11 protein-coding genes, 5 tRNA genes and 1 other RNA gene are annotated in these 14,370 nt (G+C 49.6%); 12 read left to right on the top strand and 5 right to left on the bottom strand.

The window, feature by feature from the left end:
* The first annotated feature begins 16 nt into the window (after positions 1 to 16).
* The 7 genes from wecG to ID864_RS21955 all read left to right on the top strand — a co-directional run bounded on the left by wecG (position 17) and on the right by ID864_RS21955 (position 1,717).
* Entirely contained in the window at positions 17 to 757 is a 741-nt protein-coding gene (gene wecG, locus ID864_RS21985) for a lipopolysaccharide N-acetylmannosaminouronosyltransferase (protein WP_191150363.1), read from the top strand.
* A 178-nt stretch (positions 758 to 935) separates the two neighbouring features.
* Positions 936 to 1,012: transfer RNA gene (locus tag ID864_RS21980), tRNA-Arg, on the top strand.
* 81 nt (positions 1,013 to 1,093) lie between these two features.
* Positions 1,094 to 1,169, top strand: a tRNA-His gene (locus ID864_RS21975).
* Between the two features lie 26 nt (positions 1,170 to 1,195).
* Positions 1,196 to 1,282, top strand: a tRNA-Leu gene (locus tag ID864_RS21970).
* A 33-nt stretch (positions 1,283 to 1,315) separates the two neighbouring features.
* Positions 1,316 to 1,392: transfer RNA gene (locus ID864_RS21965), tRNA-Pro, on the top strand.
* Between the two features lie 89 nt (positions 1,393 to 1,481).
* Positions 1,482 to 1,558, top strand: a tRNA-Pro gene (locus ID864_RS21960).
* Between the two features lie 33 nt (positions 1,559 to 1,591).
* A non-coding RNA gene (locus ID864_RS21955) (RtT sRNA) lies at positions 1,592 to 1,717 on the top strand.
* Positions 1,718 to 2,449: 732 nt separating this feature from the next.
* Here ID864_RS21955 and ID864_RS21950 read toward each other — a convergent pair.
* Positions 2,450 to 3,187, bottom strand: coding sequence for a hotdog family protein (locus ID864_RS21950; RefSeq protein WP_191150362.1), 738 nt, complete (start codon positions 3,185 to 3,187; stop codon positions 2,450 to 2,452).
* A 118-nt stretch (positions 3,188 to 3,305) separates the two neighbouring features.
* On the opposite strand from ID864_RS21950, the gene ID864_RS21945 reads away from it, so the two are divergent.
* Genes ID864_RS21945 through ID864_RS21930 form a run of 4 tightly spaced genes read left to right on the top strand, consistent with a single transcriptional unit; the run spans position 3,306 to position 6,700 of the window.
* Positions 3,306 to 4,058: an SDR family oxidoreductase gene (locus ID864_RS21945; RefSeq protein ID WP_191150361.1), complete on the top strand. Its 753-nt coding sequence runs from the start codon at positions 3,306 to 3,308 to the stop codon at positions 4,056 to 4,058.
* Positions 4,055 to 4,438 (top strand): hypothetical protein, encoded by a 384-nt coding sequence (locus ID864_RS21940; RefSeq protein ID WP_099755282.1) that lies wholly within the window; start codon positions 4,055 to 4,057, stop codon positions 4,436 to 4,438. Before ID864_RS21945 ends, ID864_RS21940 begins: the two co-directional genes overlap by 4 nt.
* On the top strand, positions 4,435 to 5,430 hold the full coding sequence (locus ID864_RS21935; protein ID WP_191150360.1) for a hypothetical protein: 996 nt from the start codon (positions 4,435 to 4,437) through the stop codon (positions 5,428 to 5,430). Before ID864_RS21940 ends, ID864_RS21935 begins: the two co-directional genes overlap by 4 nt.
* Positions 5,417 to 6,700, top strand: coding sequence for a beta-ketoacyl-[acyl-carrier-protein] synthase family protein (locus ID864_RS21930; RefSeq protein WP_191150359.1), 1,284 nt, complete (start codon positions 5,417 to 5,419; stop codon positions 6,698 to 6,700). Before ID864_RS21935 ends, ID864_RS21930 begins: the two co-directional genes overlap by 14 nt.
* A gap of 758 nt (positions 6,701 to 7,458) precedes the next feature.
* Here the strand turns inward: ID864_RS21930 and hemY are convergent.
* Genes hemY through hemC form a run of 4 tightly spaced genes read right to left on the bottom strand, consistent with a single transcriptional unit; the run spans position 7,459 to position 11,482 of the window.
* On the bottom strand, positions 7,459 to 8,649 hold the full coding sequence (gene hemY, locus ID864_RS21925; RefSeq protein WP_048914360.1) for a protoheme IX biogenesis protein HemY: 1,191 nt from the start codon (positions 8,647 to 8,649) through the stop codon (positions 7,459 to 7,461).
* A 2-nt stretch (positions 8,650 to 8,651) separates the two neighbouring features.
* Positions 8,652 to 9,791, bottom strand: coding sequence for a uroporphyrinogen-III C-methyltransferase (hemX, locus tag ID864_RS21920; protein ID WP_048914361.1), 1,140 nt, complete (start codon positions 9,789 to 9,791; stop codon positions 8,652 to 8,654).
* Between the two features lie 6 nt (positions 9,792 to 9,797).
* On the bottom strand, positions 9,798 to 10,544 hold the full coding sequence (gene hemD, locus ID864_RS21915) for a uroporphyrinogen-III synthase (protein ID WP_048914362.1): 747 nt from the start codon (positions 10,542 to 10,544) through the stop codon (positions 9,798 to 9,800).
* Positions 10,541 to 11,482: a hydroxymethylbilane synthase gene (hemC, locus tag ID864_RS21910; RefSeq protein ID WP_048914363.1), complete on the bottom strand. Its 942-nt coding sequence runs from the start codon at positions 11,480 to 11,482 to the stop codon at positions 10,541 to 10,543. The genes hemD and hemC overlap by 4 nt, the downstream gene beginning before the upstream one ends.
* Positions 11,483 to 11,773: 291 nt before the next feature.
* On the opposite strand from hemC, the gene ID864_RS21905 reads away from it, so the two are divergent.
* Positions 11,774 to 14,329: a class I adenylate cyclase gene (locus ID864_RS21905; protein ID WP_048914364.1), complete on the top strand. Its 2,556-nt coding sequence runs from the start codon at positions 11,774 to 11,776 to the stop codon at positions 14,327 to 14,329.
* Positions 14,330 to 14,370: the final 41 nt, after the last annotated feature.

The following is a 14,370-nucleotide window of genomic DNA, read 5'->3' as shown; positions in this document are numbered from 1 at the left end:
CCTCAAGGAAATCCCGATGAATGCCCCTGTAACCGTGCCGCACTATCAGATTCGCGGCATTACGCTGTCAGGCTTTAGTGATATGGCGCAGTTTGTCGACTACCTCAATCACGACGGTAAGCTGAAAACCGGCACGCTGGTGGCTATCAACGCCGAGAAAGTGCTGACGGCTGAAGCAGATGCGGCAGTGGCTGAGCTGATTGCTGCGGCAGAATATAAGTATGCCGACGGCATCAGTATTGTACGTTCGATCCGCAAGAAGTATCCGCAGGCCGACGTGTCACGTATTGCCGGCGCCGATCTGTGGGAAGCGTTGATGGAGCGCGCCGGGCGCGAAGGTACTCCAGTGTTTCTGATTGGCGGGCGGGAGTCGGTGCTGGCGCAGACTCAGGACCAGCTGCGCCGCCGCTGGAATGTGAATATCGTTGGCGCTCAGGACGGCTTCTTCACCCCCGCCGACCGTGATGCGCTCGTTGCCCGCATTCAGGCCAGCGGCGCAAAGCTGGTGACCGTCGCGATGGGCTCGCCGCGCCAGGAGATCCTGATGCGCGACTGTAAAGCCGTTTACCCGGATGCGCTGTATATGGGTGTAGGCGGTACCTACGACGTGTTTACCGGCCACGTGAAGCGTGCGCCAAAGATATGGCAGAAAATGGGTCTGGAGTGGCTTTACCGCCTTCTGTCGCAGCCTTCACGACTTAAGCGCCAGCTGCGACTGCTGAAATACCTTAAATATCACTGGCGCGGCGATCTTTAACGCCAGAGACATTTTTCACTAACCTGGCTTTTTAGTGGCTTTTTTGCCACAAAGAGGCAGAAAAACGCTGTGACTTTAGACGGAATGCACAAAGCGTAATCAAACGCGTTTTTTTGTGAAAAAAGCACTGGACAGGTAAGGCTCCCGTCCGTAGTATGCACATCCGCAACGGCGCTACGCGCCCGTAGCTCAGCTGGATAGAGCGCTGCCCTCCGGAGGCAGAGGTCTCAGGTTCGAATCCTGTCGGGCGCACCATGAATTTTGTGCGCAATGAGCGGCGGTGGTAACATTTACCGCGTTAGTCAGTAGTGAAAAGAAGTAAAGAAATCAGGTATGGTGGCTATAGCTCAGTTGGTAGAGCCCTGGATTGTGATTCCAGTTGTCGTGGGTTCGAGTCCCATTAGCCACCCCAGATTTTTAGTAAAGATTTTGTCGTATGCGAAGGTGGCGGAATTGGTAGACGCGCTAGCTTCAGGTGTTAGTGTCTTAACGGACGTGAGGGTTCAAGTCCCTCTCTTCGCACCACAAAATCTGTAGCAAAGAAGTGCCAGCAGTATTCGGCGAGTAGCGCAGCTTGGTAGCGCAACTGGTTTGGGACCAGTGGGTCGGAGGTTCGAATCCTCTCTCGCCGACCAATTTTAAGACCCTGCTGTACTGCGGGGTTTTTGCTTAAAACCTGAAGGTTTGGGCAACGATAAGAAAAGTAGTGGCAAAAAGAAGTATTCGGCGAGTAGCGCAGCTTGGTAGCGCAACTGGTTTGGGACCAGTGGGTCGGAGGTTCGAATCCTCTCTCGCCGACCAATTTAAGAAACCTGCTTGAAAAAGCAGGTTTTTTTTCGTCTGTAGCCAATGAGGATGAGAACCTCCGAAGGAGGTTTGAGCCGAGCGCAGCGAGACAGCGTTGCTTTAGCAACGGCCCGCAGGGCGGCTCGCAGAGCCGCAATCCTCTCTCGCCGATCAATTTAAGAAACCTGCTTGAAAAAGCAGGTTTTTTTTCGTCTGTAGAGATGACCTTCCCTCCTTTCTTTCCGTGAAGAAGTGCCTGTGCAGCGGACCCGTCCCGATATTATCACTCCACGCATTATCAGTTCGTCTCTGTTCGGAGACATCTAACCACTTGTTTTAAAATGTGTTTACCTGACTTTGCTTTACTTGTCTCTAATCAGCGACGCAGGGAAGAGGGGGATGTGGGTTTTTAACGACAGCAACCCTGAGCGGTTATAGCAATCTTAAATTTTAAATATCGATAAATCATAGAGATAGAATATTGAGAAGCAGAGAAATACCATTCTGGCACGGCATATGCAATACTATCCCTGTAGATGCTCATTCCACCTCTTATGTTTGCTAACGCTTCATAAACCTGGGAATGATGCAGAGCCACATTACGGTACCTGTTGTCCAGCCAGCCAATATCGCTTACGCCTTATTGGATTTATCGGGCAAAACGTTGAGTCGGGTACCAATCGGTTGTCCTAACCGACCTGATATTTAGACCTGCCAGATGGCAGGTCTTTTTTTTTACCTGGTGCCGGTCATCGTTCAGCTTGCAGATATGACGGGTCAGAATAACTGGCGAAAAAACTCGCCGGACAATGAAAACATGTCTCCTGTGGATTGTTCTTTTTGTATGCACTCTTAATGGATGTTTGACATCTCTAAAACAGTTTTTACATACTGTTGATTTAATTTTTACTGATAAATCAATTTACCTGCTGTAAGCCTGATCTGTTCCGGACCTGTGATAATGAATGAGACAGCTGATTCAGAAAGCTGCATTTCCAATTCATATTCATTGCAAGGTTGCAGGGGGTTTAAGAATTTAGCATTGTGGACTTGAAAATGCGCATTGAATCCGTAATTTAATAAAATATCACTAATAAACTCAATGATTAAAGAGGCCGGACAAACAGGATAGCCAGAGAAATGATTCTTGAGTATGTGATGGAATTCATTGATTTTAAATCTGATAAGTAACCTATCCTTTAATTTTTCAACTTCAACTATATTAAACAAATCAGAACCATAACTAAGCTTATCAACTGATGCATTATCGTTAGTGAGTTGTATCTTTTTTAGAAAAAAATCTGCACGTCCTGATATCTGATCTGAAACTATCTGCGTTGTTCTGACATGTATAAATTCACCAGATGAAATCATCTCTCCTTTGAGAACCACTTTTTCCAGATTCATCGGATTATTAATATCCATATTTTTAATCATTACAGGAATGAAAACGCTATCCGGATGTTTACCAAATACACTTTCTGCTACAAGAGAAGAAAACTGATGAATTCCTTCAATGAGCAGCGCCTCATTTTTTCTAAGGTAGGACATAGAGTAATTTTTTATCAGCAGGCGTCCAGTTGGAAATCCTTCAATTTGCTCGCGGTTTGAGTTTTTAATTTCGCATAGATCCAGAAAAGCCATTAAATATCCTTAATTAAGCCGAGTGAGTCAGGTAACGCTGCGGTTTGTGTGATCTTCATCACAAAAAATGCTGAGAATAAATTATATAAATTCGCACTTTCATGATTAGAGCAATTGTATGTCTAAAAAAGATAATGCTTCAACATCAAGAGTTTTAGTAGTCGGTGGAACCTCTGAAATAGGTAGGAAGGTAATATCTTCGCTTGCCGGTGATGGCTATTCTATCGATTTTACCTATTTTACCAATGTAAGCTGTAAGGATGAGATCTTAGAAGAAGTTAAGTCCACTAACTCATTTAAAGTAAACCTGACCGATCTGGATGCCGTATCTGATTTTCTTCATGAGATAGCTGAAGACAATTACGATAGTGTAATCTACTGCCCAGGTGAGAATCCGTGTAAGTTGTGTCACGATCTTGCTCAGGATGATATTGTCAGAATAACAAACCTGAATTTCGTTTCTCCAACCTTGATTTTTAATCATTTAAGTAAAAAAATGATTGAATCCAAGGAAAAAGATAACCTGTTGGTTTATTTCAGCTCAATATCATCTGGCAAAGCATCAATTGGCGACTCTGTTTACGGTGCAACGAAAATTGCTACTGAAAGATATCTTGCCTCATTGAGTCTCGAACTGGCCAGGTTTAATGTCAGAACATTGTGTATATCACCGGGTTTCGTCGATACGAAAATGATGCATAGCTGTCGTGAAATATCGGGAGCATCATATAACGATATCTTAAGGTCTATACCAGCAAGAAAGATGCTACAAACAACTGACGTGGCGAAGGTTGCTACATTTTTTATAAACAACAAAAATGTTACCACGGGTAATACCATCGTTATTGGGAATGGAGAAAAAGTATTTTGAACATTCAAGAAAGAATCAAAAATGTGTTTAAAAAAGTGATGTATCTCAGTGAAGATACCCACCTGGAGAATGATAAGTCTCTTTTTTTATTCTACGATATGTCTTCTGTTGATTTCATCGATTTTGCATTTGAAATCAGAAAGGAATTCAGCGTAATTTCAAAGGATGAACATCTCTGGCCTGTTAAAAGTTTAATGGATGACCCTGATTATTACTCATCTGAAAATACATGGACGGATTTGGGTTTGAAAAAAATCAATGAATGCTTATTGCTCAGCGAGGAGTGTCTCATCATGAATAGAAAAATCACCGCGAAGGAATTGATGGAGTACTTCACTATTAACTATATTACCAAAAGGCTAAGTCAGGAGATAAAGTGAGGAAAGTGTATATTAATGGAATAGGAGTTAATGGTGGAAGATATGGTTCGCTGAGTGAGTTGCGGGCTATATTAAATAACAAAGCGACTACTCTGATTAACAAAAATGTATCTTTAACCAGCAGAGATATGATACAGCGCGAAGATCGTGCTGTTTTAAATTCAATAACATTGATGGCCGTGAATGCACTGCATGATTTACTATCACAAAATAATTATGATGACAGGTCTGACTGGGACATATTTACAGCATGTGATTACGCTTTTGATGATAATTTACTGTGCGATGGTATCGCACATATCAAGGAGCGGGGGAAAGATAATTTTTGGCATTCACTGGCACTGTTTTCCGAAGTGGTTAATCCACTGGAGCTATTAAGAGGGCTCCCGACAAATACCTTATACCACATATCAAAAATTTTGAACAATAACGGAAAGGGATTGCCGGTAGATGCAGGTAATTTAAGTGAATTAGTTTCTTTGAATTTTATTCAGAACAAGCGTCCAACGCTTATCGTTAGTGCAGGTGGACAAACCGGAACGAAAGATAGAGTTATTCAACGTAAAAATAAATTAGCAAACAGTTTTATTCAAAATATGACATGGGGAGGGTGTGCTCTGCTTACGGGGGACTACACACCTCAAAGTATTGGCAGCATTCAGGATGTTGTATTAACCAGCGATCAATCTGCAGACTTATCGATATATTTAGATAAATATTTACCTGCTACAGATGATGCCGTTTATTTTATTCCTTTTGGGGAACGATTGCATGAATGGGATGACGATGCGATCGCCAGGAGTGCCCTGAAGAAGATTGATTATGATGTGATTGGATATGCTGGCCGCCCAGATATGTTAACGAAACTTGCATGTTTCATGAACGATGATAATGTTCCGGATCAATCCATAGCTTATTTATCAGGATATGACTCGCAATATGGTTTCGGTTGCGCTGTTATACAAAAAGGAGTATCAAATGAACAAGGCTGAAGCATCCGTTTCTCCTCTGTGTATTAGCGTTTACAGTGCCATAACACCATTAGGAAACTCTATTGATGAGGTCTCTCCTTTTCTGAAGAATCAAGCTTCTGGTTTTTCTGAAATAAATAAATTTCATACTGAAGATTATAAGTGTAAGTTTGCCGGAATTCCCCAGGCGTACAATAGAAATCTCGCATGGCCAGCCAAAAATGAAAGTGCCCCCTATGAGGTTCTATATGCCAGAGATGCGGCCAGTCAATTAATTCGAAAAATTAATATCTTCGATTACTATAATCCGCATGAAGTAGGCTGTATTCTTGGTGTTGAACAACCTATTTTAGATGTTAATATCTGCAAAGCTGTTCATGATAATTTATCTGGAGATATCACTAAAGAATCTGTATTCACCGCAGCGAGAGACAGTTTCGATACAAAACTTTTCGAGGCTAGCACTCCCGGAGGCCTTATTAATGAAGTAAAAAAACATATACCATTCTCTGCATTTTCAATCTCCTTGCCCGGTGTTTGTGCTGCATCTTTACAAAGTGTGTCGATGGCTATAGAGAGTATAGAGTCAGGCTCGGCAAGAGCGGTAATATGTGGTGGCATCTCTGCTAAGGTCACCCCCTTTGATTTGGCCCTCTTTGAGGGGATGGGAGTCGTCAGTACCGATGTGCGCTTTAACGCCGATGAAATGTCAAGACCATTCGATAAAGACAGAGGCGGATTTGTACTGTCTGAAGGGGCAGTCCTGTTTTTGATTGAGAGAGAGTCCGAAGTCTTAAAGCGGGGAGACAGCCCTTTGCTGCGAATTTGTGGGCATGGGTTTTCGATGAGTGCACAACATATTGTCACACCCCATACTGATGAAACTGAAATGACCTCTGCCATGTTGAGAGCACTGGAGCGCTCAAAACTGAAGCCTGCAGATATAGATGTCATCAGTGCTCACGGAACATCAACGCAGCAGAACGATTTACATGAAGCTAATGCTATTGCCAAGATTTTTAAACAACATAAGCCGTATGTGACGGCAACGAAGTCCAACCACGGTCATATGATGGCCGCTGCGGGAGCGATGGAAATCCTATGCATCATTTCATATTTGAAGCATGGTTATATTCCCGGTATCGCCAATCTTAATAAGGTGGATAATAATATCCCTGAGATCAATCTGGTAAAAAACACCACTGAATTTAGGCCCAGATATATACTCAAAAATTCGTTTGGGATGGGAGGTGTAGCGTCTTCTGTTATCTTTGAATCTTATATGTGTTAGCCAATGCTATTATGCATTCTTAATGGTGGCGAAGGTTGTATTTATATTTTCAGGCAGCGCCATAATGGCGTTGTCAGATTGTTGTCTCATCTGTCGTGGCTATATGCACCCGGGTTTATATTAAATTCCAGTAAGTTAACGAAAAATAAATATACCTCCTCTCTTATTTTACGTGCATTTATCGGGGTGATTAACAAATTTCAGCGGCGAAGAGGGAAGTGGTCTTTTAGTCATTCAGAAAATGAAACTCTTTGTGCGTTTACTGCTACAAAATTAATTAAAAGTATTGGTGTTGATATTGAATACGTCACTAGCAAACCACGAGAATCAATAATAACCTACCTGGGAAGTAACATTGGTAATAACCTAATAAAAACCACTTTAAATCCCCATGAGATGGCAATTATTGTTATGTCGTGCATGGAAAGTGCTTTTAAAGCACTCTCTTTTTCAATTAAAGAAGATTTTTCTTTAGATTTGTTTAATGTTCTATTGATAACTGAAAATACCTGTCGCCTCAGAATTAAACTCATTAAAAATGAATACTTTATCGCTAATGTCCATTACGTCCTGAACGACAGGCGGGTCGTTTCTGTGTGCTGTGTCAGAAATACCGATTTAACCTGACCAGCCGGGAGTGATGCAGTGATTGAGTTATCACTTTCACGTCAGGTTGACGATCTGGATCCGACACTGATGCTAATGCGAAAGAGTAAAAAAAAACCGGGCAGAGCCCGGTTAGTTGCACCATTTAATCATCAGGGATTATTTTTCAGCGTCAGCAGCAGGCCGTCGCGACGCATGCTGGCCGCTTCTTCCGGCTTGTGCTGGCGGTCCAGCGTATCGGCCAGCCAGGCATAGTCAAACGCGTCCGGGCGCTGCGCGAGCGCAGAACGGAAGGCTTCACTGGCCTGTTCCCACTCCCCGTGCTGCATCAGCAGTTGCCCCAGCGTGCTGTACAGCAGCGGCGTGGCGCCGTGCTGCTTAATCTGCTGACGCAGTGCTTTTTCCAGCTGCTCCGGGTTACCGGTTTTCAGGCGCGGCATCAGCAGCACCAGGCGCTCGTCATACTGGCGCTTCAGGCCATCCAGCACGATTTGCTGCGCGGTGTCATGGTCGTCACAGACGATCAGGTGATCGGCCATGGCGACCTGCAATGCAGTTTCATGACGCGTTTTACGGCTCTGATTCTGCCACCAGCGCTTCAGGCCATCGCTGCCCTGATCGGCCATTGCCTGGCTCATCAGACCCAGCCATGCCTGCTGCTGTAGCGCAACACGATGAGTTTCATCACCCACCTGCACTTTCTCCATCGCTGGCAGAATATCTAACAGCGCGCTCCATGCCTGAGTACGTACGTAAGCCTGCTCGGCCAGGCGCAGCACTTCAGGATGACGCGGAGCAATCTCCAGCAGGCGGTCAACGCCGTGACGGGCGGCGTGATCTTCATTGCGTGCCAGCTGGATGCGCACGCGGGTAATCTCAACCGGCAGCGGGTCGCCGTCGTTGAGCTCGGTGGCACGTTCCAGATGCTGATTGGCGCGGATTTCGTCACCGCGCTGCTGGGCGGCCTCAGCGGCCAGCAGATAGTTGACCATCGGCTGCTCAGCGTGATCGGCATGGCGCGACAGCAGTTTTTCCACCTGCTGGTAGTCACCTTCCGCCAGCTTCACCAGCGCAGCATTGGTCTGCTTGCGGGCGCTGCGGCGTTTACGACCGGTGAACCAGCCACGGGTGCGGGCACCGGTGCGGAAAATGCGGCGCAGCAGCCATTCGATAGCGAGGATCGCCAGCAGCGCCAGCACCAGCATAATCACCAGGCCAGTCACGCTGGTTTCAATATTCCAGTTATCGGTCTGGATCAGCACATAGCCCTGATGGCCCGCTATCATTGGGCCAATCACCACGCCAGCGATTAACAGCAGGAAAAGAAGGAGAACTTTTAACATGGTTATTCTCCCTGCTGCGTGGGTTTAGCGGCATTAACAGAAGGTTGTGCCAACAGGTTACGTACGCGGGTCTGCATCAATTTATCCAGCAGTGGCTGGCTTTCCAGCGCGTCCGGCACGTCCATCGATACGCTCTGCTGGCTCAGTTCATCGAGCTGGCTGAGAAACGCCTTGGTGCTGGCATCGTTAGTATCGAACCAGGCACGCACCCAGGCGGAAACGGTATCGATCGACTGCTTATAGATTTCGTCCTGATGGCGCGGTACGGCCTGGGCGGCAATCAACAGGCGCGAACGGATATTTTCACGCAGATAAACGTCCTGATTCGGTGCCAGCAGCGGCTCAGCGGTGGCATCGCGGCGGCGGATGGTGATGAAATCATCCATAAAGTTATGCCAGCTTTTCACCAGGTTCTGGCGCCATTCACGCAGGGATGAAGAGAGTTCGCCGCTGTCGGCATCCATTGGCTCATCATCGCTGTTGTTGTCGGCAAGGCGCAGATTATCCACGCCGTTAGACAGCTGGTTCAGCTTAAGGATGATGCCGTCATAGTCGACCTGGCTGAGGGTGGAAAGCGTGCTGATATCCTGCGCCAGGGCGCGACGTGCGTCGATCAGGCTGGGATCGTTCATGTCGGCCAGGCTGGCGTCGGCGCTCTTCAGCAGCGCGGCGGCGGTGGTGACATCCTGATCGCTCCACAGCTTACGCCCGGCCATTTTCACCAGATAATCAGACTGGGCCAGCAGCCAGGTCTGTGCGTCGCTGCCGGAAATCGTCGCAACCTTCTCTTTCAGTTCGTCGAGCTGCTGGCTCATCGCCGTTTGCTGCTGACGCGCTGTATCCAGTGCGCTGGTCTGCGTTGCCAGCTGCTGAACCAGTGACTGCCGGTCGCTGACCGACTGCTGCTGCAGTTCAGAGAGCTGTGCGGCCAGTGCCTGGCTGGCAGCAGCCTGCTGTTGAGCCTGATGCTTCCCATACATATAGAGGCCACCGCCCACTGCCAGCGCAATCGCGATAGCGACAATGCTGAGCACGGTGGCGCTATTTTTCGCTTTACGCGCTGGCGTAGATTCAGGTGTTGAGGTTTCAACCGCTGGGGTGGTCTCTTCAACCATGGCGGAGGAATCTTTGTGTTCCGTCATAATGGCTCATCCCATATTAAGTGCGCGTAGTAACGCGTCATTATCGGCACCCCCGGCGACACAGATGTTCGCCCAGCCCAGTTCCCTGGCCAGGGTAGCCAAACGTTCACTGACGACAACAAGCCGACAGTGCAGAAGCCATTCATCCCGATCGACCTCGGGGAATAGCGAGTAAAGCTGTTGCAGCATCTCTCCGCTGGTGACCACCAGGGTATCTATTCCCTGATTGCGCCAGCGCCGGCCCTGCTCCGCGCCGTGGTAATACTTTGCACACCGTTGATAGCACTCAATAAACTCTACCTGAGCGCCACGGTTAAGCAAAGTTTCCGCCAGTAATTCACGCCCGCCGTTGCCGCGCAGAATCAACGCCCGCTTGCCAGCGACCGCCTGCAGCGCCGGGAGTTGAATAAGAATTTCACTGGTTTCCTGCTCGTGCGGCCAGACAACGTCGTAACCGCTGACGGCATGCAGCGCCAGCGCGGTGCTGCGGCCTATAGCATAATAGTTCAGGCTGGCGGGCCATGTTGCTCCGGCGCGCATTAACGCGGGCTGAGCATAGTGAATGGCGTGCTGTGAGAGAATAAACACCAGATCCCCGTCCTGCAATGCGCTCAGGCGTGCGGGTAGAAGGTCCAGCTGAGTTCCGGGGGTAAATTCAATCAGCGGAAAGGCCCAGGCAACCTGGCCGCGTGCGCACAAACGGCTGACCAGCTCATCTGCGGCAGGTGACGGACGGGTTACCAGGATACTCATGTTGGTGGATTTCCCTGATAAACCTCGGCGAGAATTTCGCGCGCGCCGTTATCCAGCAGCTCTTCCGCCAGCGAAATTCCCATTTTCTCGGCATCCGCACGCGGGCCACGGCGTTCACCGCTGACCATTTGACTGCCGTCCGGTGAACCCACCAGACCGCGCAGCCACAGCTGCTCACCTTCCAGCAGCGCGAAGCTGCCGATAGGCACCTGACAGCCACCTTCCAGCCGGGTGTTCATCGCACGTTCAGCCAGCACGCGGCAGGCCGTGTCTGCATCATTCAGCGCTGCAAGTAGCCCGATGGTGTAAGCGTCATCAAGGCGGCACTCAATGCCCACCGCGCCCTGGCCAACGGCAGGAAGCGACTCCTCAGCGGGCATGATCTGGCGAATGCGATCGCCAAGGCCCAGGCGCTTTAATCCGGCCACGGCCAAAATAATCGCGTCATACTCTCCGGCATCCAGCTTGCTTAAGCGAGTGCCGACGTTACCCCGCAGCGAGCGGATCACCAGATCCGGACGACGTGCGCTGATCTGGCACTGACGGCGCAGGCTGGAAGTGCCGACAATGGCCCCCTGCGGCAGCGCGTCAACCGAATCATAATGATGGGAGACAAACGCATCGTGCGGATCTTCTCGTTCACAGATCGTCACCAGCCCCAAACCCTCAGGAAAAGCGACCGGGACATCTTTCATCGAGTGCACGGCAATATCGGCGCGGCCTTCCAGCATCGCCTGTTCCAGCTCTTTGACGAACAGACCCTTGCCGCCCACCTTCGCCAGTGGCGTGTCAAGGATCACATCACCCTTGGTGACCATCGGCACCAGTTCGACGCGCAGCCCCGGATGGCTGGCGGTTAAACGCTGCTGTACGTACTCCGCCTGCCATAAGGCCAGCGGACTTTGCCTGGTGGCAATTCTTAAAATTTTGTCTAACATGCTTGATACCGTTTTGATCGTTCACTGATTATCCTATCATTGAACCGGGAAGGCTGTCAGTTAAACGGCGGCACACGGACGTATTGCAGTGGGTTGAACGCAAAATGTGCTAAACTGTTAAGTAGCGCAACTTTCTTTACGGTCAATCTGCCAGGTGTTAGATTGATCACGTTTCCAGCAAAAATCTGCACGACTATTTTTAAAGCAAACGGCAGATTTCGGAAACCGAACTTTTATATACCCTTTTCAGTCCATAAGGGTGTAAGCACTGGGACAATCAGGCGAGACGTCTTGTACCTCTACATTGAGACACTGAAACAGAGACTGGATGCCATTAACCAGCTGCGCGTTGACCGCGCACTGGCCGCTATGGGACCTGCATTCCAACAGGTTTACAGTCTGCTGCCGACCTTATTACATTGTCATCATCCGCTGATGCCGGGTTACCTTGAAGGTAACGTTCCACATGGCATCAGCTTCTACTCGCCTGATGAAAGCCAGATTAGCTATCTTAATGATTTGGAAGATAAATCCGGATCTCTTGCCGCCATTCCCGCCGCGGGTGAAATGCCGATTACCGGTGTTTACTCCATGGGCAGCACCTCCTCTATCGGCCAAAACTACACCTCTGACCTCGATATCTGGGTCTGCCATCAGTCGTGGCTGGACAATGACGAGCGCCTCAGCCTGCAAAAAAAATGCACCCTGCTGCAGAAGTGGTGCGCCTCAATGGGGGTGGAAGCCAGCTTCTTCCTGATTGATGAAAACCGTTTCCGTCATAATGAGAGCGGTAACCTGGGTGGAGAAGACTGTGGTTCAACCCAGCACATTCTGCTGCTTGATGAGTTCTATCGCACCGCCGTGCGCATGGCGGGCAAACGAATTCTGTGGAATATGGTGCCGCGTGAAGAGGAAGAGCATTACGACGACTATGTGATGTCGTTGTATCAGCAGGGTGTGCTGACGCCCAATGAGTGGCTCGACCTCGGTGGCCTCGGCACGCTGTCGGCGGAAGAGTATTTCGGCGCCAGCCTGTGGCAGCTGTATAAAAGTATCGACTCGCCGTACAAAGCCGTGTTGAAAACCCTGCTGCTGGAAGCCTATTCATGGGAATATCCGGCCACCCGCCTGCTGGCAATGGATATCAAACAGCGCCTGCACGATGGAGAAATCGTCTGCTACGGGCTGGATCCTTACTGCATGATGCTGGAGCGGGTAACGCACTATCTGACCAGCATTGACGACCACGCACGCCTTGATCTGGTGCGCCGCTGTTTCTATCTGAAAGTGTGTGAGAAGCTCTCACTCGCGACAGAGGATGCCGGCTGGCGCCGCGAGATCCTCAGCCAGCAGGTAAAAGAGTGGGGCTGGGACAGCGCACGTCTGACGATGCTCGACAGCCGAGCCGACTGGAAAATCGGCCAGGTACGCGAAGCGCACAACGAGCTGTTAGACGCGATGATGCAGAGCTATCGCAACCTGATCCGTTTTGCGCGGCGCAACAATTTAAGCGTGAGTGCCAGCCCGCAGGATATTGGCGTACTGACGCGTAAACTGTATGCCGCGTTCGAAGCGCTGCCGGGGAAAGTCACGTTACTGAATCCGCAGATCTCCCCGGATCTCTCTGAGCAGCACCTGACCTTTATTCACGTGCCTAACGGCCGCGCCAATCGTGCAGGCTGGTATCTGTACAACCAGTCGCCGGATATGAGCTCGATCATCAGCCATCAGCCGCTGGAATATAACCGCTATCTCAATAAGCTGGTGGCGTGGGCATGGTTCAACGGATTGCTGACCAGCAAAACAAGGCTGCATATTAAAGGCAATGAGATTTGCGACCTGGCGCGTCTGCAGGAGCTGGTGGCCGATGTGTCACACCATTTCCCGCTGCGCCTGCCTTCTCCGACGCCCAAAGCGCTCTACAGCCCCTGCGAAATTCGCCATCTGGCCATTATCGTCAATCTCGAATATGACCCGACGGCCGCGTTCCGCAATCAGGTGGTTCACTTTGATTTCCGCAAGCTGGACGTGTTCAGCTTTGGCCAGCAGCAGCAGTGCCTGATTGGCAGCATCGATCTGCTGTACCGCAACTCGTGGAATGAAGTGCGTACCCTGCATTTCAACGGCGAGCAGTCGATGATCGAAGCGCTGAAAACCATCCTCGGCAAAATGCATCAGGACGCCTCACCGCCGGACAATGTTGAGGTGTTCTGCTACAGCCAGCATCTGCGCGGACTGATCCGTACCCGCGTGCAGCAGCTGGTGTCCGAGTGTGTTGAGCTGCGTCTCTCCAGTACCCGCCATGAGCCGGGCCGTTTTAAAGCGCTGCGCGTGGCGGGCCAGACGTGGGGGCTGTTCTTTGAGCGCCTCAGCGTGTCAGTACAGAAGCTGGAAAATGCCGTGGAGTTCTACGGTGCTATCTCCAATAACAAGCTGCACGGCCTGTCGCTGAAGGTGGAAACTGACCAGGCGCGCTTACCGGCAGTGGTGAACGGCTACGCCAGCGAAGGGATTATCCAGTTCTTCTTTGAAGACACGCGCGACGATCGCGGCTTCAATATCTATATCCTCGACGAAACTAACCGCGTTGAGGTTTATCACCATTGCGAAGGCAGTAAAGAGGAGCTGGTGCGCGACGTCAGCCGCTTCTATTCCTCTTCACACGATCGCTTCACCTACGGTTCCAGCTTTATCAACTTCAATCTGCCGCAGTTCTACCAGATTGTGCCGCTTGACGATCGCTTCCAGGTGATCCCGTTTCGCAGTCAGACTCTGACCCAGCTGTGCGCCACGCTACCGGAAAGCGGCTCCAGCGAAGATTACGCCCAGCGCTATCAGATGCATTAATAGCGTCACGGCGGCTTCTGCTGCGCGATTCGCTTTTCCTG

It is taken from the genome of Erwinia aphidicola (assembly GCF_014773485.1).
GTDB lineage: Bacteria > Pseudomonadota > Gammaproteobacteria > Enterobacterales > Enterobacteriaceae > Erwinia > Erwinia aphidicola.
This window is presented reverse-complemented; position numbering and strand designations above follow the sequence as displayed.

Excerpts from the sequence above, each read along its gene's own strand:
- wecG (WP_191150363.1), top strand. The coding sequence starts at position 17 with ATGAATGCCCCTGTAACCGTGCCGCACTATCAGATTCGCGGCATTACG.
- ID864_RS21950 (WP_191150362.1), bottom strand. The coding sequence starts at position 3,187 with ATGGCTTTTCTGGATCTATGCGAAATTAAAAACTCAAACCGCGAGCAA.
- ID864_RS21945 (WP_191150361.1), top strand. The coding sequence starts at position 3,306 with ATGTCTAAAAAAGATAATGCTTCAACATCAAGAGTTTTAGTAGTCGGT.
- ID864_RS21930 (WP_191150359.1), top strand. The coding sequence starts at position 5,417 with ATGAACAAGGCTGAAGCATCCGTTTCTCCTCTGTGTATTAGCGTTTAC.
- hemY (WP_048914360.1), bottom strand. The coding sequence starts at position 8,649 with ATGTTAAAAGTTCTCCTTCTTTTCCTGCTGTTAATCGCTGGCGTGGTG.
- hemX (WP_048914361.1), bottom strand. The coding sequence starts at position 9,791 with ATGACGGAACACAAAGATTCCTCCGCCATGGTTGAAGAGACCACCCCA.
- hemD (WP_048914362.1), bottom strand. The coding sequence starts at position 10,544 with ATGAGTATCCTGGTAACCCGTCCGTCACCTGCCGCAGATGAGCTGGTC.
- hemC (WP_048914363.1), bottom strand. The coding sequence starts at position 11,482 with ATGTTAGACAAAATTTTAAGAATTGCCACCAGGCAAAGTCCGCTGGCC.